Annotated in this window: 18 protein-coding genes; 5 read left to right on the top strand and 13 right to left on the bottom strand. The window is 69.2% G+C overall.

Going from position 1 to position 19260, the window contains the following annotated elements:
• Positions 1-67: 67 nt before the first annotated feature.
• Genes EV648_RS00385 through EV648_RS00360 form a run of 6 tightly spaced genes read right to left on the bottom strand, consistent with a single transcriptional unit; the run spans position 68 to position 5209 of the window.
• Positions 68-886, bottom strand: a complete 819-nt coding sequence (locus EV648_RS00385) for a LemA family protein (protein ID WP_132191963.1) — start codon at positions 884-886, stop codon at positions 68-70.
• Positions 887-941: 55 nt separating this feature from the next.
• Positions 942-1913 (bottom strand): zinc-binding alcohol dehydrogenase family protein, encoded by a 972-nt coding sequence (locus tag EV648_RS00380; RefSeq protein ID WP_132283900.1) that lies wholly within the window; start codon positions 1911-1913, stop codon positions 942-944.
• Between the two features lie 11 nt (positions 1914-1924).
• The gene (locus EV648_RS00375) at positions 1925-2284 is read right to left on the bottom strand and encodes a hypothetical protein (protein ID WP_132283898.1); all 360 of its coding nucleotides are present in this window, start codon (positions 2282-2284) and stop codon (positions 1925-1927) included.
• On the bottom strand, positions 2281-3144 hold the full coding sequence (locus tag EV648_RS00370; protein WP_132283896.1) for an extradiol ring-cleavage dioxygenase: 864 nt from the start codon (positions 3142-3144) through the stop codon (positions 2281-2283). Before EV648_RS00370 ends, EV648_RS00375 begins: the two co-directional genes overlap by 4 nt.
• A gap of 26 nt (positions 3145-3170) precedes the next feature.
• Positions 3171-3992 carry a citryl-CoA lyase gene (locus EV648_RS00365; RefSeq protein WP_132283894.1) on the bottom strand — a complete coding sequence of 274 codons (822 nt, stop codon included), beginning with the start codon at positions 3990-3992 and terminating at the stop codon, positions 3171-3173.
• Positions 3989-5209 (bottom strand): CaiB/BaiF CoA-transferase family protein, encoded by a 1221-nt coding sequence (locus tag EV648_RS00360; protein WP_241994782.1) that lies wholly within the window; start codon positions 5207-5209, stop codon positions 3989-3991. The genes EV648_RS00365 and EV648_RS00360 overlap by 4 nt, the downstream gene beginning before the upstream one ends.
• Positions 5210-5410: 201 nt before the next feature.
• On the opposite strand from EV648_RS00360, the gene EV648_RS00355 reads away from it, so the two are divergent.
• Both EV648_RS00355 and EV648_RS00350 read left to right on the top strand, forming a co-directional pair.
• A complete protein-coding gene (locus tag EV648_RS00355) occupies positions 5411-6928 on the top strand; it encodes an amidohydrolase family protein (protein WP_199234375.1) in 1518 nt (505 codons plus the stop codon).
• A gap of 63 nt (positions 6929-6991) precedes the next feature.
• Entirely contained in the window at positions 6992-7816 is an 825-nt protein-coding gene (locus tag EV648_RS00350; RefSeq protein ID WP_132283890.1) for an IclR family transcriptional regulator C-terminal domain-containing protein, read from the top strand.
• 56 nt (positions 7817-7872) lie between these two features.
• Here EV648_RS00350 and EV648_RS00345 read toward each other — a convergent pair whose 3' ends face one another.
• Together EV648_RS00345 and pyrE are read right to left on the bottom strand one after the other, a co-directional pair.
• Positions 7873-8568 (bottom strand): hypothetical protein, encoded by a 696-nt coding sequence (locus tag EV648_RS00345; protein ID WP_132283888.1) that lies wholly within the window; start codon positions 8566-8568, stop codon positions 7873-7875.
• Positions 8565-9113: an orotate phosphoribosyltransferase gene (pyrE, locus tag EV648_RS00340; protein WP_132283886.1), complete on the bottom strand. Its 549-nt coding sequence runs from the start codon at positions 9111-9113 to the stop codon at positions 8565-8567. The genes EV648_RS00345 and pyrE overlap by 4 nt, the downstream gene beginning before the upstream one ends.
• A 269-nt stretch (positions 9114-9382) precedes the next feature.
• Between pyrE and tdh the strand changes: the two genes are divergently transcribed.
• From tdh to EV648_RS00325, 3 genes are all read left to right on the top strand, one after another.
• Positions 9383-10444: an L-threonine 3-dehydrogenase gene (gene tdh, locus EV648_RS00335; RefSeq protein WP_132283884.1), complete on the top strand. Its 1062-nt coding sequence runs from the start codon at positions 9383-9385 to the stop codon at positions 10442-10444.
• Positions 10445-10455: 11 nt separating this feature from the next.
• Positions 10456-11652, top strand: coding sequence for a glycine C-acetyltransferase (locus tag EV648_RS00330; protein ID WP_241994855.1), 1197 nt, complete (start codon positions 10456-10458; stop codon positions 11650-11652).
• Between the two features lie 170 nt (positions 11653-11822).
• Positions 11823-12302: a hypothetical protein gene (locus EV648_RS00325; RefSeq protein ID WP_132283880.1), complete on the top strand. Its 480-nt coding sequence runs from the start codon at positions 11823-11825 to the stop codon at positions 12300-12302.
• Between the two features lie 12 nt (positions 12303-12314).
• Here EV648_RS00325 and EV648_RS00320 read toward each other — a convergent pair whose 3' ends face one another.
• Genes EV648_RS00320 through EV648_RS00300 form a run of 5 tightly spaced genes read right to left on the bottom strand, consistent with a single transcriptional unit; the run spans position 12315 to position 19216 of the window.
• Positions 12315-12572, bottom strand: a complete 258-nt coding sequence (locus tag EV648_RS00320) for a hypothetical protein (RefSeq protein WP_132283878.1) — start codon at positions 12570-12572, stop codon at positions 12315-12317.
• Positions 12572-13807, bottom strand: coding sequence for a M50 family metallopeptidase (locus EV648_RS00315; protein WP_132283876.1), 1236 nt, complete (start codon positions 13805-13807; stop codon positions 12572-12574). Before EV648_RS00315 ends, EV648_RS00320 begins: the two co-directional genes overlap by 1 nt.
• Positions 13804-14829 carry a thiopeptide-type bacteriocin biosynthesis protein gene (locus EV648_RS00310; protein ID WP_132283874.1) on the bottom strand — a complete coding sequence of 342 codons (1026 nt, stop codon included), beginning with the start codon at positions 14827-14829 and terminating at the stop codon, positions 13804-13806. Before EV648_RS00310 ends, EV648_RS00315 begins: the two co-directional genes overlap by 4 nt.
• Positions 14826-17591 carry a lantibiotic dehydratase gene (locus tag EV648_RS00305; protein WP_132283872.1) on the bottom strand — a complete coding sequence of 922 codons (2766 nt, stop codon included), beginning with the start codon at positions 17589-17591 and terminating at the stop codon, positions 14826-14828. The genes EV648_RS00310 and EV648_RS00305 overlap by 4 nt, the downstream gene beginning before the upstream one ends.
• On the bottom strand, positions 17588-19216 hold the full coding sequence (locus tag EV648_RS00300; protein ID WP_132283870.1) for a SagB family peptide dehydrogenase: 1629 nt from the start codon (positions 19214-19216) through the stop codon (positions 17588-17590). Before EV648_RS00300 ends, EV648_RS00305 begins: the two co-directional genes overlap by 4 nt.
• Positions 19217-19260 lie beyond the last annotated feature (44 nt).

Genomic DNA, 19260 nt, shown 5'->3' with positions numbered 1-19260 from the left:
GTTGCTGAGCTTCGGCCGTGGGGGCACTGGCCGGGGGGAGTTCAGCGACCCAGGGTGCACCCTCCCTTTACTGGCCACCGGTGAAGGGCGGCTGTCCGTCTTGCGGTCCAGGGGCTCCCGCAGGGGGGCCGCCCACCGGTGGCTGTCCCTGGTACGGGGACTGGCCCGAGGGCGGGAGCTGCTGACCCTGCGGGTAACCGCCCGCCTGCTGCTGGTAGCCGCCCTGGTCGTTGCCCGGCATCTGCGGCTGGATCTGGCCCGAGGACTGCGCGCCCGGCTGCATCTGCGGCGGCGTCTGCTCGCCCGGCACCGAGCCGATCGTGCCGAAGGAGACCTGCGGAACGGATCGCACGGCCTCGTCCTTCACCTCGAAGTAGCCGGCCTTCTCGAACTTGAAGCTCCCGGCGATCAGGTTCGACGGGAACGCCTCGATCCGGGTGTTGTAGTCGCCCACGTTCGCGTTGTAGAAGCGGCGGCCGGCGGCGATCCGGTCCTCGGTGTCGGTCAGCTCCCGCTGCAGGTTGAGGAAGTTCTGGTTCGACTGGATCTGCGGGTAGGCCTCGACCGAGATCATCATCTGTCGCAGCGCGCCGGACAGTTCGCCCTCGGCGGCCGCGCGCTGCTCCGGCGAGGCACCCTGCACGTTCACCGCCTGGGTGCGCAGCCGGGCGACCTCCTCGAACACGTGCCGCTCGTGCGCCGCGAAGGCCCGGACAGTCTCGACCAGGTTCGGGATCAGGTCGTAGCGCCGGTGCAGCTCGACGTCGATCTGCCGCCATGACTCCTGGATCAGGTTCCGCTGCTTGACGAAGCGGTTGTACGAGACCATCAGCGCGATGGCCAGAATCACGACGATCGCCACGATCACGATGATGACTACGGTCATTCCCTGCTCCCGAGTGTCGATGAGGCTCGGAAGTGACTCTACGGTGCTGCGGGGCCTAGATGGTGAGTACGAGGCGGCCCGAGGTCTGGCCCGCGGCTTGGCGTTGCCAGGCTGCCGCCACGTCAGGGAGCGAGACGGTCTCGTGCGCGACCGTGATCCGGCCGGCGGCCGCGTGCCGCAGTACTGCGGTGAGGGCGTCCCGGCGCTGGTCGGGCGTCAGGGAGTTGTTTGTGTAGCCGAGGATGCTCGCAGAGCGACTACGCAGTACCGATGAGGAGAAGGTTGCCTCGTCACCGGAGGCGCCGCCGAGATTCACCAGGCGCCCTCCGCTCGCCAGCATCCGCGCGGCCGCGGTGGCTGCCACGCCGAAGACCGGGTCGATCACGACATCCACGGCACCACCGGTCGCGTCGGCGAGGCGGGACGTGAACTCATCCACATCGGGGGTCATGGCAACCACTTCGTGAGCACCCGCCGCCAGAGCGCGCTGCCGGGCGTCCTCGGACCGGCACACCGCGGTGATCTGGCCCGCCTCGAGGACCCGTGCCACACCGATCGCGGCCTGGCCGACCGCACCTCCGCCACCAAGCACGAGCACTCGTTCCCCGGGTTGGAGCTGGGCTCGCCAGGTCAGCGTCATCCAGGCGGCGACCCCCGACAGCCCGATGGCGGCGACCGCGGTGTCATCGACCGGTGCTTCCAGCGCGATCAGGTCGACGTCAGGGACCGCGCACAGCTCGGCGAAACTGCCGTCACCCGCGGCCATCCCGGCCGACGTCGCGAAGAACACCCTGGTCCCGGGATCCAGGACGGCCGAGTGCTCCACCACACCGACGCCCTGCACCCCGGGCACGTACGGGACCGGAGGCGCACCGAAGTACGACGTACCGGAGGCGCAGAGCAGGTCCAGCGGTACGACGGGCGCGGCGGTGACCCGGACGATGCTCTGCCCCTCGGTGGGGACGGGGTCGGGGTGTTCGGCGTGTGACGGGGGTTCGCCATGGACGCCCAGGACGGCGGCTCGCACGGAATCTCCTCTCAGGTGGCGATGTCCGGATACGGCAGCCGCAGGTGCTCCATGGCCTTGCCGTAGGCCTTCTGGTATTCCAGCGGGCCGTGGTCTCGCTCGAACATCGCGATGAACAGCGTGAGGGTGAGGAACGGGTGGGCGCCGAGTTGGAACAGCGCCACATGGTCGTGGTCGCGCAGCGCTCGGCGCTCCTCGTCGGTGAGGGCGAGCCAGGTCGACTTCTCGGCGGTCGTGCAGTTGAGGAGCTTGTTGGCGAACTCCTCCTCCCACCAGGTGACCGTGCCGGCTGCGTCCGCGCGGTACCGCTCGACCAGATCGGGATCGCGGTCGACGGTGTAGAGGAACTTGTCCAGCAGGTACTTGCTCATGCCGGTACTCCGTTCGGGTACCAGGTGAAGTAGGCCTCCATCGTGTGGAAGAGGTCGAGGGAGTCGACGTGGTCCGCCTTCGCGCCGTCGCCGGCCACGCCCATCATCAGCATGAAGTCCATGAACCCGTGGGTTGCGTTGCCCGGCAGGTGCAGGCTGTCCAGGGTCACCTCGGCCAGGCAGCCCTCGACGTCGCCACTGGCGATCCACTCGACGGCCTTGCGGTCGAACGCCGGGTCGGGGCCGTGCTCGCCGAACTGCCGGGGACCGCCCAGCTCGAGCGACAGGTGACCGGTGCCGATGATCGCGACCCGCTTGTCCTCCGGCCACGACTCGACCAGCTTCCGGATCGTCCGGCCGAGCTCGACGAACCGCTTCGGCCGCGGCAGCGGCGGCGCGAAGATGTTGGTGTAGATCGGCACGATCGGCAGGTCCGCCTCCGGGCGCAGCGTGATGATCGGGCAGGTGATGCTGTGGTCGATCCGCAGTTCGTTGCTGAAGGCAAGGTCGAAGTCGGCGTCCAGGCCGTTGCGCAGGATGTGCGCGGCCAGCTTCTCCTCCCCCGGCAGCGTCATCCGCGGCAGGCCGAACTCGCGCTCCTCGTTGTGCCAGTTCGCGTCGAAGAACGGCGCCTTGCCGACCAGGAACTGCGGCATGTTGTCCAGCCACAGCTGGTGGAAGTGGTCGCTGCCCACCATCACCAGGATGTCGGGCCGGGCCTTGGTCAGCGTCTCGCGGAACGCCTCGATCTTGGCGACCCACTCGTCGGCGAAGGGCGGGCGGTCGGCGCCGGTGGCGGTGCTCGCGCGGTAGTAGAACGGGTGGTGCGTCGAGGCGATGACCGCGACGACGGTGGCCATGTGGTGCTCCTCTGCGTCCGGATGGGTCAGGAAGTCGGGTCGGCGGTGGAGTCGGGGGTCGGGTCGACGTACACGGCGTTGCGGTCCACGGTCAGGTAGGCGTCCATGCCGATCGGGCGGCGGCGCTCCTCGGCGAGCTGGCCGAGCAGCCCGGCGGCCCTGGCCAGCAAGGCGAACCCGCGCAGCAGTTCGACGGGTAGCCCGAGGTCAGCCAGCGCGGCACCACAGACACCGGCGCCGTTGAGCGGCAACCGGCGCCCGAGGACCTGCTCGTGCACCCGCCCGATGGCCTCGAACAACCGCAGGTGCGGCCCGCGCAAGCCTTCCTCCTCGGCGATCCCGATCAGCACCGGCGTCCGCGGATCCTGCACCTTGTGGACCGGATGTCCAAGCCCGGGGATGAACTTCTTCGCCTCCCGGGTCTCCTTGACCACCGTCAGCGCGAGCTCGTCCCAGCCGGCATCGTCCTGCGGCAGCTGACCATCGAGTCGCTGCAGAGCCTCGTGCAGGAAGATCCCGCAGTCCTCAGTGACGCCGAGGAACCGGGAACCACCGCCGAGCAGACCAGCAGCAAGTGCGCCCTGAAGCGAGTCGGGCGCGGACAGATACGTCAGCCGGGCGGCGATCGCTGTCGGGGTGAAGCCGTGGTCGGCCAGGGCAACCAGTACAGCCTCGAAGACCCGCGTCTCCGATGGCGTCGGGCGGCGGAGTGCGACCAGCCAGAAGGCCAGCTCACCGAAGCCGACCTTGCCCATCAGGTCGGCCGTCAGGTCCTGCCCGAGCAGCCGGATCTCGTCCGCGGTCGAGGTGCCCAGCGAGGTCGGGAAGGACAGCCCGTCATCCGTCATGCCGAACGCTCCTCGTCCCCGGTGCGGTTCTCGGGTGGTGTGGCCAGCCACTTGCGGAGCTCGGCGCCGTGTTCGTCGAGGGACGGCGGCGGCAGCCGGTACTCCGGGGCTGTCTCGGAGAAGGTGATCGGGTTGCGCACCGACGGCATCGCGCTCGCGCCGGATCCGACCGTCACGACCGGGTCCAGGCCGATCTCCTCGGCGAACGCCACCCCTCCGTCGACCGTGTTGATCGGCCCGCAGGGAACTCCGGCGTCGATGATGTCGCGGAACCACTCGAGCTTGGTCCGGGTCCGCAGCCGCTCGACCAGGAGCGGGCGCAGTTCGTCCCGGTTGGCCGTTCGCTGTTCGTTGCGGTCGAACCGCGGATCGTCCGCAAGCTCCGGCACCCCGAGAACCTCGACCAGCTTGCGGAACTGGCCGTTGTTCCCGGCGGTGATGATCAGCTCGCCGTCGGAGCACGGCAACGGCTCGTACGGGAACAGGCTCGGGTGGCTGTTGCCCATCCGCATCGGGACGACCCCGCCCGCGACGTACGCGCTCGACTGGTTGACCAGGCCCGAGAGCGCTGATGACATCAGGTTGACCTCGACGTGCTGGCCCCGGCCGGTCTCGTGGCGGGCGTTCAGCGCGGACAGGACGCCGATCGTCGCGTGCATCCCGGCCATCACGTCGAAGACCGAGATCCCGGCCCGGAACGGTTCGCCGTCCGGGTCTCCGGTCAGGCTCATCAGCCCGGAGATGGCCTGGACGATCAGGTCGTACCCCGGCAGCGCCGCGCCTTTCGGTCCGCTGCCGAACCCACTGATCGACGCGTAGATCAACCGCGGATTCGCGGCCGCGACCGACTCGTAGTCCAGCCCGAACCGGGCCAGGCCGCCGGGTTTGAAGTTCTCCACCAGGATGTCGGCGCGCCGTGCCAGTTCCTGCGCCGCGGCCAGGTCGTCCGGGTCCTTGAGGTCGAGCGCGATCGACCGCTTGTTGCGGTTGACCGCGAGGTAGTAGGTCGAGATCCCGTCCCGCACCGGCGGCTGCCAGGACCGCGTGTCGTCGCCGCCGGGAGCCTCGACCTTGACCACCTCGGCGCCGAGGTCGGCGAGCAGCATGGTCGCGTACGGGCCGGCCAGGATCCGGGAGAAGTCCGCGACCAGCAGCCCGGAGAGCGGGCCGCGACCAGCGTCGCCGGCCGAGCCGTTCGGAGTGGGCGTTGCAGGCACGGAGCGCACATCTCCCATCGTCAGCAAAGCGAAAACGGACAATCGTCCGCCGAATCAGTCTCCGGTCGCCCCACTCCGGCTGTCAAGCGCCCGACGGGCACCGAGCGCAGGCTTCGGAGTACTGGTGGTGACGGGGTATTGACACGCCTGGACGGCGCTTCGATAGTGGCCGTATGGCGATCATGACCGGCATACGGACGCATGTCCGAGCCTGACAGCCTGGAGGAGACCATGTCCGATGCCGAGGTGCCGGCCACCGGCCGGCCGGTGGTTCTGCGAGGCGGCACCGTCCTGACCATGGACGACAGCCACACCGTGCTGACCGACGCGGACGTCCTGGTCGTCGACGACCGGATCGCCGCCGTCGGCGCGTCACTGGACGTCCCCGAGGGCACGCAGGAGATCGACGCCCGCGGGGGCATCGTGATGCCGGGCATGATCGACACCCACCGGCACATGTGGCAGACCGCGATGCGCGCGTACGGCGCCGACTGGACCCTGACCCAGTACTTCGTCTGGTACTACCTCGAGCACGGCAAGATCTTCCGGCCCGAGGACATCTACGCCGGCAACGTGACGTCGGCCTGGGAGTCGCTCGAAGCGGGCGTGACCACCACGGTGGACTGGTCCCACGGGCTGCAGAGCGTGGATCACGCCGAAGCGGCTGTGGACGCGCTGCAGGCCGTGCCCGGGCGGTTCGTCCTTGCCTACGGCAACATTCAGGCCGGGCCCTGGGAGTGGACCGCCGACGCGAGCGTCCGGTCGTTCCTGGAACGCCGTCAGTCCTCGGCGAGCGACCTGCTCGGCCTGCAACTGGCCTTCGACGTGACCGGCGACCCGTCCTTCCCGGAGCGCGGCGCCTTCGAGGTGGCGCGCGAGCTCGACCTCGCGGTGACCACGCATGCCGGAGTCTGGGGTGCCACCAACGACGACGGTATCCGGCTGATGCATGAGAACGGCTTCATGACGCCGAAGAACATCTACGTGCACTCCGCGACGCTGACCAGTGACTCTTACCAGCGGATCGCCGCGAGTGGCGGCTCGGTGTCGGTGTCGACGGAGTCCGAGCAGAGCGCGGGCCAGGGGTACCCGCCGACCTGGCAGGTCCGCCGGTACGGGATCCCGGTCTCGCTGTCGATGGACACCAGCGTGTGGTGGAGCGGTGACCTCTTCTCGGCCATGCGCACCACGCTCGGCGCCGACCGCTCCCGCGAGCACCTCGAGGCGCACGTGAAGGGCGACACCGTCACCCACACCCACCTGCGCGCCGAGCACGTGGTCGACTGGGCGACCCGCGGCGGCGCCCGGGCACTCGGCCGGGACGACCTCGGCAGCCTCCAGCCGGGCAAGAAGGCCGATGTCGTGCTGATCAAGAACGACGACTCCCCGGTGTCCTTCCCGCTGCTCAACCCCTACGGTCATGTCGCGTTCCAGGCGCAGCGTGGCGACGTCCACACCGTGATCGTCGACGGCCGGGTGGTGAAGCACGAGCACCGGCTGGTCGGCGTCGACCTGCCCGCGGTACGCAGTTCCGTCGAGGCGACGGTGGACTACCTGCGGTCGGCGATGGGCGATGAGGCGTGGGCCGGCGGGATGAACCCCGATCTCCCGCACGACGAGGAAGTCCTGGACAACCCGTACCAGTACACGGAGTACAAGTCCGAGTCGACGCGGGAGGCGAGGGGCAGCATGTTCGGCGACCCCGGCTCGGAGGCATGACCGGCCGGTCGGGGTCGTAGGCTCAGCGGCGATGGGTGGTCGGAGCAGCGGAGGCGGACACTGATGGCAGGACGAGGTTCGGGTCCCGATTTCGTCGAATCGCTGGCTCGTGGACTGGACGTGCTCGCCTGCTTCGACGCCGATCACCGCAGCATGTCCCTCACCGAGGTGGCGACCGCGGCCGGGCTGGCACGGCCGACCGCGCGCCGGCTGCTGTTGACGCTGGAAGAGCTCGGCTTCGTCCGGTCGACCGGCGGCGCCTTCCAGCTGACGCCGAAGGTGCTGACGCTCGGCATGGCGTACGTCGGTGCGCTGGGCCTCTGGGACATCGCCAGGCCGCACCTGGAGTCGCTCGTGGCCCGGACCGGTGAGTCGTCGTCGATGGCGCAGCTCGACGGGTCGGACATCGTCTACGTCGCCCGGGTGTCCGTCCCGAAGATCATCGCGCTGCGGGTGGACATCGGCACCAGGTTCCCGGCCGCGCAGACGTCGCAGGGCAAGGTGCTGCTCGCCGGACTCAGCGCGGACGACCTGGCGGCGACGCTCGCCCAGCCGAGTCGTGCCGGGCTCCCGCCTTACATCGGGCGGTCCGCGGAGCAACTCCGCGACGAGCTCACCGAGATCCGGGCCCGCGGCTGGGCGCTGGCCGACGAGGAGCTCGCGCCTGGGGTCCGCTCGGTGGCGGCTCCGGTGCGGGACGGGACCGGTGCGGTCCGGGCGGCGATGAACGTCACGGTGCATGCCGCGGAGACGTCGACCGAGCAGCTCCTCAAGGAGTACCTGCCCTTGCTGCTGCGTACGGCGGGCGATGTCAGCGCCGAGTGGGCGATGTGGCAGTCGCGGCCCCACGTGGAGCTTGGTCAGCGCAAGGACGAGTCCTCCGCCTGAGCCTGCCGGTCCGCAGTACTGCGGACCGGGCCGCTGTGGTCTGGCGGCGAAAGGGGTCAGTGCTGGCGGGGGTCGACGCCGGCGTAGTCGCGCCAGACGTACGGCGGGACGTTGTCGACCACCAACTGCAGGAGCTGGAGGCGGTTCATCACCTCGACCGGTGCGTGCGGACCGGAGTCCCAGCCGATCAGGGAGTTGCCCTCGATCCGCCAGCCGATCTCGCCGCGGGCGAGCAGCAGCTCCATCATCTGCGGGTGGATCACCGAGTGCCCGAACCGCGCATCGTCCGCGGTCACCCGGAAGGCCCGGTTGAACTGCTCGCTCTCGAACCGGAGATCGCCGAACCCGAGGGCGTTCGCGACCGCCCCGCCGAAGATCCCCTCCTGGGTGACCTCGAGCTGCGGCAACGGGCCCGGCAGCTGCATCACCACCACGCCGAACTTGTGCGTCGTGGTCCGGCGGCCGCCCTTCCCGTTGCTGCTGTGGGTCTGGTAGCTGTAGTCGAAGGCAACGATCTGGCGGCCCTGGAAGGCGCCGCTCAGCACGTTCCGCACCCGCCAGTGATCACCGGTCTGGAACGGCGACCCGGCCCAGTTCCCGGCCAGCGCGTTGTTCTCCGGCAGGTAGTTGAAGCCCTGCTGCGCGGCGAAGGCGGCGAACGCCTCGCGGCGCTTCTTCGCCAGCACGTAGTTCGCGTAGCCGACCCCGGCGCCGATCAGCAGGGCGACGACGACGATGACCGCGGTGGTCACGAGCCGAGACCGAGCTCCTCGAGGCCGAACACCGAGCGGTACTCCAGGCCTTCCGACTCGACTTTCTCCTTCGCTCCGGTGGACCGGTCCACGATCACCGCGACGGCGACCACCTCGGCACCCGCCTCGCGCAACGCCTCGACGGCGGTGAGCACCGAGCCACCGGTGGTGGAGGTGTCCTCGACCGCGAGCACCCGGCGGCCCTTCACGTCCGGACCCTCGATCCGGCGCTGCAGCCCGTGCGTCTTCTCGGCCTTGCGGACCACGAACGCGTCGAGCTTGCGCCCCTGCGCGGCGGCCGCGTGCAACATCGACATCGCCACCGGGTCCGCGCCGAGCGTCAACCCGCCGACCGCGTCGAACTCGAGGTCCGCGGTGAGCTCCAGCATGGCCGGCCCGATCAGCGGCGCCGCCTCGGCGTCGAGCGTGATCCGGCGCAGATCCACGTAGTAGTCGGCCTCCTTGCCCGAGGCCAGCGTCACCCGCCCGTGCACGATCGCCTTGTTTTTGACCTGTTCCAGCAACGCCCCGCGATCAGCACTCATGGCCACCCACCCTAAGGGACCTCGCGGTCAGCCCGGCCGGGGGACGGTTTCAGCTCTTCTCGTCCTCTTTGACCAGGCGGCCGAAGGCGACCGAGCGGTCGGGGGCGGCCCGATCCGGGCCAGCAGCGCGACGGCCCAGCCCCCGTACTACGCCCGTGCCATGCGGACGAGTATGCAGATGATCTGCAAAGCCTGTGTACGACGTGTCGATGGACGCCGGTGGTTGCCCGGGACCACGATGTGGGGGCAACGGCTGAGGAGGCAACACCATGAAGGCGCTGGTCAAGGCCGAGAGCAGGCCCGGACTGTGGCTGCAGGACGTCCCGGTGCCCGCGATCGAGGCCGACGAGGTTCTGATCAAGGTCCTGCGGACCGGATTGTGCGGCACCGACCTGCACATCCAGAACTGGGACTCCTGGGCGCGGAAGAACGTGCCGGTCCCCATCGTCACCGGGCACGAGTTCGCCGGCGAGGTGGTCGAGATCGGCGCCGGCGTCCGGGACGTCGCGGTCGGTGACATCGTCAGCGGCGAGGGTCACCTGGTCTGCGGCCGCTGCCGCAACTGCCGGGCCGGGCGCCGCCACCTGTGCATCAAGACCCGCGGGCTGGGCGTGCACGTGCCGGGCGCGTTCGCGGAGTACGTCGCGCTGCCGTCGATGAACGTCTGGGTGCACAAGGACCCGGTCGACCTGGACGTGGCCGCGATCTTCGACCCGTTCGGGAACGCCGTGCACACGGCGCTGTCGTTCCCGGTCGTCGGCGAGGACGTGCTGATCACCGGCGCCGGGCCGATCGGCGTCATGGCCGCGGCGGTCGCCCTGCACGCGGGGGCGCGCAACGTGGTGATCACCGATCTGTCCGACTACCGGCTCGAACTGGCCCGCAAGATCGGCGTCACGCACGCGGTCAACGTCGGCGAGCAGTCGATCGCCGACGCCCAGCGCGACCTCGGCATGCGCGAGGGGTTCGACGTCGGGATGGAGATGTCGGGCCAGCCGGCCGCGCTGCGCGACATGCTCGCGAACATGAACCACGGCGGCAAGATCGCGATGCTCGGCCTGCCCGCCGACGAGATCGCGATCGACTGGAGCACGGTGGTGCTCAACATGCTGACGATCAAGGGCATCTACGGCCGGGAGATGTTCGAGACCTGGTACTCGATGTCGGTGATGCTGGAACGCGGTCTCGACCTCGGCCCGGTGATCACCCACCGGTTCGGGTACGCCGACTTCGAGCAGGCCTTCGACGTGGCGAGGCAGGGCCACTGCGGCAAGGTGATCCTGGACTGGACCAACCCGACCTACGCAACGAACCCCGAGGGAGTGCACTGATGTTCGGCCGGATGCGCGATGACCTGACCACCACGATCGGCGAGATCCGCGACGCGGGGCTGTACAAGTCCGAGCGGGTGATCACCTCGCCGCAGAACTCCGCCATCTCCGTTGCCAACGGCAAGTCGGGCGGCACGGTGCTGAACTTCTGCGCCAACAACTACCTCGGCCTCGCCGACCACCCCGAGGTGATCGCCGCGGCGAAGAGCGCCCTGGACGAGTGGGGCTTCGGGATGGCCTCGGTCCGCTTCATCTGCGGCACGCAAGCCATCCACAAGGAGCTCGAAGATGCCCTGAGCACCTTCCTGGGCGCCGAGGACACCATCCTCTACAGCTCCTGCTTCGACGCGAACGGCGGGTTGTTCGAGACCCTGCTCGGCGCCGAGGACGCGGTGATCTCCGACGAGCTGAACCACGCCAGCATCATCGACGGCATCCGGCTGTCCAAGGCGAAGCGGTACCGCTACAAGAACCGCGACATGGCCGACCTGGAGGCCCAGCTCAAGGACGCCGCGGACGCGCGGTACCGCCTGATCGCCACCGACGGCGTCTTCTCGATGGACGGGTACGTCGCGCCGCTGGACGAGATCTGCGACCTGGCCGAGCGGTACGACGCGCTGGTGATGGTCGACGACTCCCACGCGGTCGGGTTCGTCGGTCCCGACGGCGGCGGAACCCCTTCGCTGTTCGGCGTCAAGGACCGGGTCGACGTGCTGACGGGGACCCTGGGCAAGGCCCTCGGCGGCGCGTCCGGTGGTTACGTCTCCGGCCGGCGCGAGATCGTCGAACTGCTCCGCCAGCGCTCCCGCCCGTACCTGTTCTCCAACTCCCTGGCCCCGTCGGTGACGGCGGCCTCGCTGAAGGCGCTGCAGCTGATCGGTGGCACGAGCGATCTGCGCGACAAGCTCGCCGCCAACACCGCGCTCTTCCGTTCGAAGATGACCGAGGCGGGCTTCGACGTGCTGCCGGGCGACCACCCGATCTCGCCGGTGATGATCGGCGACGCCGCCGAGGCCGGCCGGCTGGCCGACAAGCTGCTCGAGCTGGGCGTCTACGTGATCGGCTTCTCCTACCCGGTCGTCCCGCACGGCAAGGCCCGGATCCGGACCCAGCTCTCCGCGGCCCACTCCACCGAGGACGTGGAACGCGCCGTCGCCGCCTTCATCGAGGCGCGGGCAGCGCTCAGCTCCGACGCCGGCACGAGCTGAGCCGTCCCGCCGCGGCTGGCCCTGTGGTCCTTCATCCAAGCGGGGTGACCTCGGCCAGGGATCCTTCATCCACGGAGGGTGATGCCGACCGGGCGAAACAAGCGCAGCCTCCAAGTGCGAGCCGCTGCCGAGCCCGGTAGCGGCCACCGCAGCGAGAGGAGATACCGCAGATGGCTGCGAAAAAGAGCGGCGCCTGGACCGGCTTCGTTGTGTTCGCCGGCACGATGCTCCTGGTGATCGGGGGAATCAACGTCTTCCAGGGCTTCATCGCCCTGTTCGACGACGAACACCTGGTGGTGACGCCGGACAACCTCATCCTGGTCGATCTGACTGGCTGGGGCTGGGTGCTCCTGATCTCCGGCCTGATCATGATCGCTGCCGGTCTCGGTCTGCTCGCCGCGCAGACCTGGGCCCGGATCACCGCGATCGTGATCGTCATCGTGCACGCCATCATTCAGATCGCCTGGCTGGGTGCGTACCCGGTCTGGTCGCTGCTGATGATCGCGCTGGACACCGTGGTGCTCTACGCGCTCACCGCCGGCTGGTCCGACGTGCGCGAGAGGCTCAAGGGTCTGGACGAAGAGACCTGGCAGACCCCGCAGGAAGCGGGTGTTGACGCCGGCGCAACAAGGACCACACCGATGCCTTGAGTGGCGCGGAGGTTACTGCTTGTCGAGACCGGGCTGGTAGTCCGGGTCGGTGTGCCGGTGAACGGTGTCCAGGTAGATGCGGTCGGCGCGTTCCTGGATCCGTTCATCGGCCTCGATCTGCAAGCGGGTCCGTTCGGTCTGCTCGCGTTCACGGGCCATCGCCAGTTCGTGCTTGCGCTGCCGGCTCTGGGCAACCGCCCAGACGATCCAGCCGCCGCAGCTCAGCCCGAGCACGAAGAGGATGCCGAGGATCGTCTGCAACAGGTCCATCAGGCCTCCTCGGTCGCTCTTCGTCGCCACACAACTGCCCAGCGCAACAGGCCGCCGACCACCACGGCCTCGCCGACCAGTACTGCGATCGCGGTGAGCGGGCTCCACAGATCAGCCAGCGTGAGGTACCAACTGCGGATGAGCAGCACCAGCGCCGGACCGAGGATGGCCGTCGCCAGCAGGGCATAGCCGGCATAGATCCGCCGCGCCCGTCGCGAATAGGCAGCGATGCCGGACGGTCCGTGCCGAAGGAAGGCGCCGGCGAAGCGGAACGACTCCCCCTGCAGGTTCGAGGTCGACGTCGCGTGCTCGAGCATGTGGTAGCCGTCGAGCTTGAGCACGGGAATCAGATTCGCCAGCGCCGCGACGACGCCGAACAGCAAGAGCGCCGCAGCCAGACCGTGCCACCACCCCGACTGCGGACCCCACCACCAGAGCGCGGCGAACGGGATCAGCGCGACCAGGTTGACGTAGACCCCGGCGAACGAGGTGACCACCCGCTGGCCGGGCCGCGGGAAGGTGACGACGTCGTCGACCTTGCAGTACGGCGCGATCATCGGGAACCGCCACATCACCCCGATCTCCGTGGGCCGGCCGCCGTACCGGACACAGGCGATGCCGTGGAAGAACTCGTGCCCGGCGATCACCACCCAGCCGACCAGCAGACCGACCACGGCCGCGGTCGACCGCGACGGCGACTCCGAGACCGCCGTCCACAGCATCGACCACCTCAGCAGCACGAACACCGCGACCGCAGTACCGGCCAGAGCAAGCGGTACTGCGGCCAGCGGGTGCAGGAGCCACCCGATCCGCCGAGCCAGCGGTACTACGAGGTCGGCGGCGCCGGGCACGGGCCGTCGCCAGAGCAGAGGGGATCGCCCGGCTGCCCGACGGGCCAGTTCCGTCTTCTCACGCACCGCTTCGAGTTGCTCGGGCGCAGCGGGCTCGATCAGTGCGTGCGAGTGCAGCAGGCCGAGAAGTTGGGTCCAGTGCGCCTCACCGAGGCGTTTGCCGAACTGCTCGGCATACGCGACGCCGATGTCCGCGAGCGTCCGGGTGCCGTCGAGCTGCGCCATCAGGAACGCCTCGCGCGGGCCGACCCGCAGGAAGGCGTGGGTCTCGCGGTCGCCGACGATGTGCACCACGGAGGTGCCCTTCAACAGCCCCGGGCCGACGTGCACGGACTCGCGCAGCGCGGGCCTGGCCTCGGTCAGCCAGTCGCTGACGGTGGTCATACCGAGGCCGGTGCGGTCGCTGGTTCGAGGGCCCTTTCGATCAGGTAGGACAGGTAGATCTCGTCGAGGATCGCGACCCCGAAACGGTTGTTCGTCATGTGGATGTACGAGCTCAGCAGGATGGCGGCGCGGCCTTCGGGATCGGCGATCGGCTCCTTGCCGCTCCCGCCGGTCCGGCTCGGGAACAGCAGCCGCCCTGACTCGGCCTCGACCCGATCCCGCAGTTCACGGCAGTGCGTCAGCCACGTCCGCTCGATCCCGGACAACGCCTGCGCCTGCTCGCCTTCGCTGATCGAGCGGATCCGGTCGATCCGCTCGGTCAGCGACGCCCGGGTCAGCTCGAAGCTCTTGTCGAACGAGTCGTGGTAGTCGTCCGACGGCTCCTGGTACGACGTCTCCCAGAACGACCGGTACCGCTGGAAGAACCGCCGGACCGCCTCGTCCGAGCCGAGGAACGTGTACGCCGTCATCAGCGACAGCTGGGTGGCCAGACCGAGCAGGACGGGTCGCACGTGCGTGTTCGAGGTGGCCAGCAGCTTCGCGACCAGGTCGCTGGAGTGCTGGAAGTGCCACTCGGCAAGGTCCATCCCGACCGGACCGCCGTACCGGTCGAACTCCTGCTCGTACGGCATCAGGGCGACGCTGTTGTTCGGGCGGAACGGCATCACCCCGTCCACGCCGTACTCCTCGACGAAGCGCTGTTCGCCGTACTCCGCGATGTACATCTTCTTGTAGATGTCGCCGAGCCCGTCGATGTCGGTGTCGTAAAGGGCGGGTCGCCGGGCCAGGAAGGCCTCGAGCGCGGCCGTCGCGCGGCTGGCGACCTCGTCGCGCAGTTCGGGCCGGGCCGGGTGGAAGCGGACCCGCAGGTGCGGTCCCTCCATCCAGTACTTGATGAAGAACCAGCGGTCGATCAGCTCGTCGCGGCGCAGTTCCTCGACCAGCGGCCGGACCGCCTCGACCAGGATCGGATTGGCGTCGCTGGCATAGAAGACGTGCAGAGCCACCCAGTCGTCGGTCATGAGTCCCTCCCGGTGTCGTAGAGCTCCAGCAGCAGTTCGCTGACGTGCGGACGGCCGTGCTCGTCGGTCAGCCACAACTCGTCCACATCTGGGTTCGCCTCGGTCAGCACGATCCGGGCCGAGGCACCGAGCGCGAGTTGTTCGAGCAGTTGCAGGGACATCCAGCTGTCGAAGTCCACCGGCAGGGGTTTGCGCCCGGCCTTGCGTTCGCCGTCCGGTGCGGCGGGCGCCGCGCCGCCGTCGACCGCGGACTTCGCCGCCGCATTGTCGATCTGCGCGAACAGCCGCCGCGGCAGCCCGTGCTCCACCCGCCAGCGCTGCAGCCTGAGCAGGTGCTCGGCATCGGAGTGCTGTGGGTCGCGGAACGGGAAGACGGCGGTGTTCAGCTTCCACATCCGCCGCTGCAAGACCAGGTCTCCCAGCGCCAGCCGCGGATACGACGTGATGCCGTCCACCGGCACGGGATCACCGGTACCGGCCCACAGGTCGATCTGCGCCATGCCGCTCGGCGAGAAGCACAGCAGGATCTGCTGGATCTCGGGCAAGGCCATCGGCATCAGGAAACCCAGGTAGACCGGGACCACCTCTTTGCCGAGCCGCGTCGACATCAGCCGCACCCGATCGGCCTCTTCGTCATGCACCAGGACGAGATCCTCGAGCGAGATCTGCTCGTCCGCCGGCCGAGTGCTCGCATCACCCGGACAGACGATCTCGTACTGCGTGACTGCCGGGTGGATATTGAGATTGGTGGTCTCGTAACCGCCCCGGAGCTCGGCCAGCACGGCTCCGTCAGGCGAGTAGTCGGCCAGGATCCGCGTGATCAGCTCGCCGGCGCCCTCGATGCTGTGGGCGAACCGCGAGAACATCAGCGTGAGGCCCGCGTAGGCCTGGTTGAGGATCAGCCGACCTGGAGCCTCGCCGCCTGCGGCCAACTGGACGAAGAACGACCAGGGCTGTGCGAACTGAGCAGCACCCGGTAACTCCCGCCGTACGGCGGCCACGAACTCCGGGCCGAGGCGGATCTCCTCGACCAGGCCGGGGTCCGCCGCGCGCAGGTCACGCAGGTGCAGCGACGCGGCCTCGCGGGCCCGGTCCACCGCCACGATGTCGTCGAGCTTGAACCAGTTCTCTTGCGGCACGAACGCGTTGTCGTCGTCGAACTGGCGCCGGCGCATCGCCCGGCGGGTGTACGGCTCGAAGAAGTCGCGCTGGAACTCGTGACAGAACCTCACCACGTCCTCACACCGGCCGCCGGCGCCGTAGCGAGCGCGGAAGAAGCCCTTGGCGGTAAGGCGTCTCGACACGTTCAGGTCGAACGCGGGCAGGATGTCGGCGAGGTCCGCGAGGTCGGGGAGCACGGTCCGCTCCCACAGGCCGCGGTCCACCTCCATCCCTTCGCCGGTGATCGTGGTGTCCTCGTAGATCACCGTGCGCGGCACCAGTTGGTCGGACGCGCCGAGCACCTCGAAGCTCGCGCGCACCTGCTCACGCAGCTCCCGCAGTACGGGCGCGCGCCCGCGCGCAGGCGTACCGGGGTACGCGTCGACCAGGACGACGGCTGCCTGGAGGGAACGGGCCAACTGCTGCAGGATCGGGTGGTCCTGGGTGCTGAGCGCGGCTACGAAGATCTCGGTCGGGTGGGCCGAGCGCAGGTCGATCTGGAGGTCCGGAGCGAGCAGGAATCCCAACCGGAGAAGATGACCGACCAGCTGGTCCGCCTCCGCGATGGTCCGCTCAGGGGCCGCGTCGGCGAGCTGCCGGCTGAGTTCCTCGAGCGTCGGCCGGGCCCCCCGGGTCAGCGCGACCACGTCGTCGAGAGCCGGGCCGCTGGGCAGGAAGAACAAGTTCTCGTGAACGTTGTCGATGGCGACTACCGCGTCCGGGTCGGTGCCGGCCGCGGTACGGCGCCGGACGTAGCGCATCGTCTCGCCGTCTGAGCTCGCGCCGGGCGCCAACGTCACCCGCAGGCCGGAACGGAGGGCGGGATCGGCCAGGATCACCGCGGACAGGCGGGCAAGCACGGCGATGTTCAGCCGGGTCGTGGAGTGCTGCTGGAGCGAGACCGGTTCAGGGCGAGGGCGGGTCGCGGTGTCGCTGAACCTGCCGAGACCGACCGAGGTGAGCGTGCTGAACGGGCTGGTCTTGAGCGCGGCCCGATAGAGCAGTTCCAGCAGGGTCCGCTCGACCTGACGGCCGTGCTTGTCGAGCTTGCGGGCCGGGTCGAGGTACCGGTCCATGTTCTTCTCTAGCACCTCCGACTGGAGCAGGACCGCGCTCCGGAGGTTGTCGTCGGCAAGGAGTTCCCTTGCTCGCGACCGAGCCGCTGCCAGGTCGTCACCGAGTACTGCGAGGCCCTGGTCGAGGAGGTCCCGGACTCTGTCGATCGCCGCGATCCACTGGTTCGCCAAGGCTCGGGTCTCGGTCGGCATCAGCGGCTCCGTCCGGGTCAGCGTGCTCGGCCGCGGACGTCTGCCGTTGAAGGCGTCCCGGCGGAGGTTGATGAGCGCCACTCGCTCCGGATCCTCGGAGCCACGAGCGGCCAGAGCGGACTCCAGGGCCTCGCGGAGCTCGTCACCGATGGCGTCTCGGGTGCCTTCGGCCGCCAGTACCTGTTCGGTCCAGGCGACGGCAGCCGGAGTACGGAGGGCGGCTACTGCTTCTGCTGGTTGGCCTGCGACCCGCAGCAGGAAGCCGGCGCCCAGCCGCCAGCCCGACGCAGTACCAGCCGTTGTGCTGAAGGGGGTGGAGAGCAGGTCTGTCATCGGGGGTCTCCTTCGGCTGACCGGTGGTGCAGGCCGTGGTCGTACCCGGCGCGACCGGCGCGCTCGTGGCCGAGCAGGATGAAGAGCATGCTGCGCTCGTCGGTCTCCTCGAGGCCGAGGAACTCGTCGACGGCGAGGTTGTCGATGCCCAGCACGGCGCCGACTCCCAGCCCGCGAGCGGTGGCCGACAGGTAGGTGGTCTGCGCTAGCTGGCCGACCTCGATGCTCAGCATCCGGTAGCCGCGAGCGCCGTACGCGTTCACCAACGCCTCCAGGCGTCCCGTGATCACCAGGACGGCAGCGACCTCGCTGATGTTGTAGTTGGTCAGCGCGTAGTGCCGCTGGACCTCGCCGAAGTCGAAGGACCCCGCACCGATCAGCTGGTGCTCAGCCGGGTCGTAGGCGTACGCACGCTCGGCCAGGCCTTCGACGGCGTTGGGGAGGACCCACAGCCTGGTCCACGGAGTGTCGCGAGGTGCGGGCGCCAGGTCCGTCCCGGCTCGACCGATCCGGGCTGTGGTCGCCAGTACCGAGCTGAGGTCCGACGCCGACAGTGCGGGCCGGACGGAGAAGAGGCCGAAGCTCGAACGCCTTGTGCGCAAGCTAGTGGTGAGGTCAGTGCTGGACGGCTCCGGCGCCGGCAGGGGGATCACATCGGCCTGGTTCAGTGGTGCCGGGCCAACGGGGGCTGTGGTGCCCGGCCTCGGTGTGTTGCCCACGAGGGCGGCCGCGTGGACGCGTTCGACCAGCTCGAAGTCCCGGACGCGATCGGACTTCTCCCACACCCGCAAGGGATTCGGCGTGCCCAGACGCTCTCCTTCGCTGGTTGGCGTTGTGGGCCCGAGTGGGATGACCACGAAAGGCGCTTCGGTCTGCCCATCCACGGCCAGCGCAGTACTGACTGGTGCTTCGTCGAACCACAGGACCGGCTCGACCGCGAGGCCTGCCGCCGCCAGCACGAGTCGCCAGGAGGCGAGCAGGGCGCCGACGTCCTGAGTCACCACGTGATAGCTGAAGGAGTTGTATTTGAAGGCGTTCTTCCAGAAGCTCAGGGTCGCGACCAGGTAGAGGCCGGCGTTGACGCCGGTAGCCGCCGCCAGCTCACTGCAGCGGTTGGCCGCCGAGAGCCGGTCGAGACTGTGGTGAGCCGTGTCGTAGTGGTAGACCCCAGTACGGACCGGCGCTGACCGCCCTGCGACCAGGTAGCTCTCTGCCGGGTACATCCCGCCGCCGGAGGCAGTCGGCCGCGACCACACCGGCTGGGCGGCCCTTAGCTTGTTGGTGCTGTCCTCGTTCCAGTTGAGCTGGGTGCGGCGATCTATCAGCCCGTAGCAGCCGAGCACCGAGGCCAGTACGTCGAGCGCGGGCATCTCCTCGCCGGCAGGAGCGATGGCGCGAGCCGCGGCCGCCTCCACGCCGATCGACGGGAGGCCTGCGAATGGAACAGGCAGCGGCACCTTCGGTGTGTCCAGGTAGAGCTTGTGCCGGGACGGCTGGTCTTCCCAGTCCACCGTGAACCCCATCGGCGGCAACGGCACCCGCTGCCGCTCGAACATCCGGCGCGCGTAGTCCATCGCGACCGCGGGGCTGCCGGGCCCGGCGGCGACATCGATCTGGCTGGTCACCTGCACTCAACTCCTACGGAAGACACGGACTGGGGCGGACGCGG

The sequence above is a fragment of the Kribbella sp. VKM Ac-2568 genome (genome assembly GCF_004345365.1).
GTDB classification, from domain to species: Bacteria; Actinomycetota; Actinomycetes; order Propionibacteriales; family Kribbellaceae; genus Kribbella; species Kribbella orskensis.
Note: the sequence above shows the minus strand (reverse complement) of the source record. Positions and strands in the feature narration are given on the sequence as shown.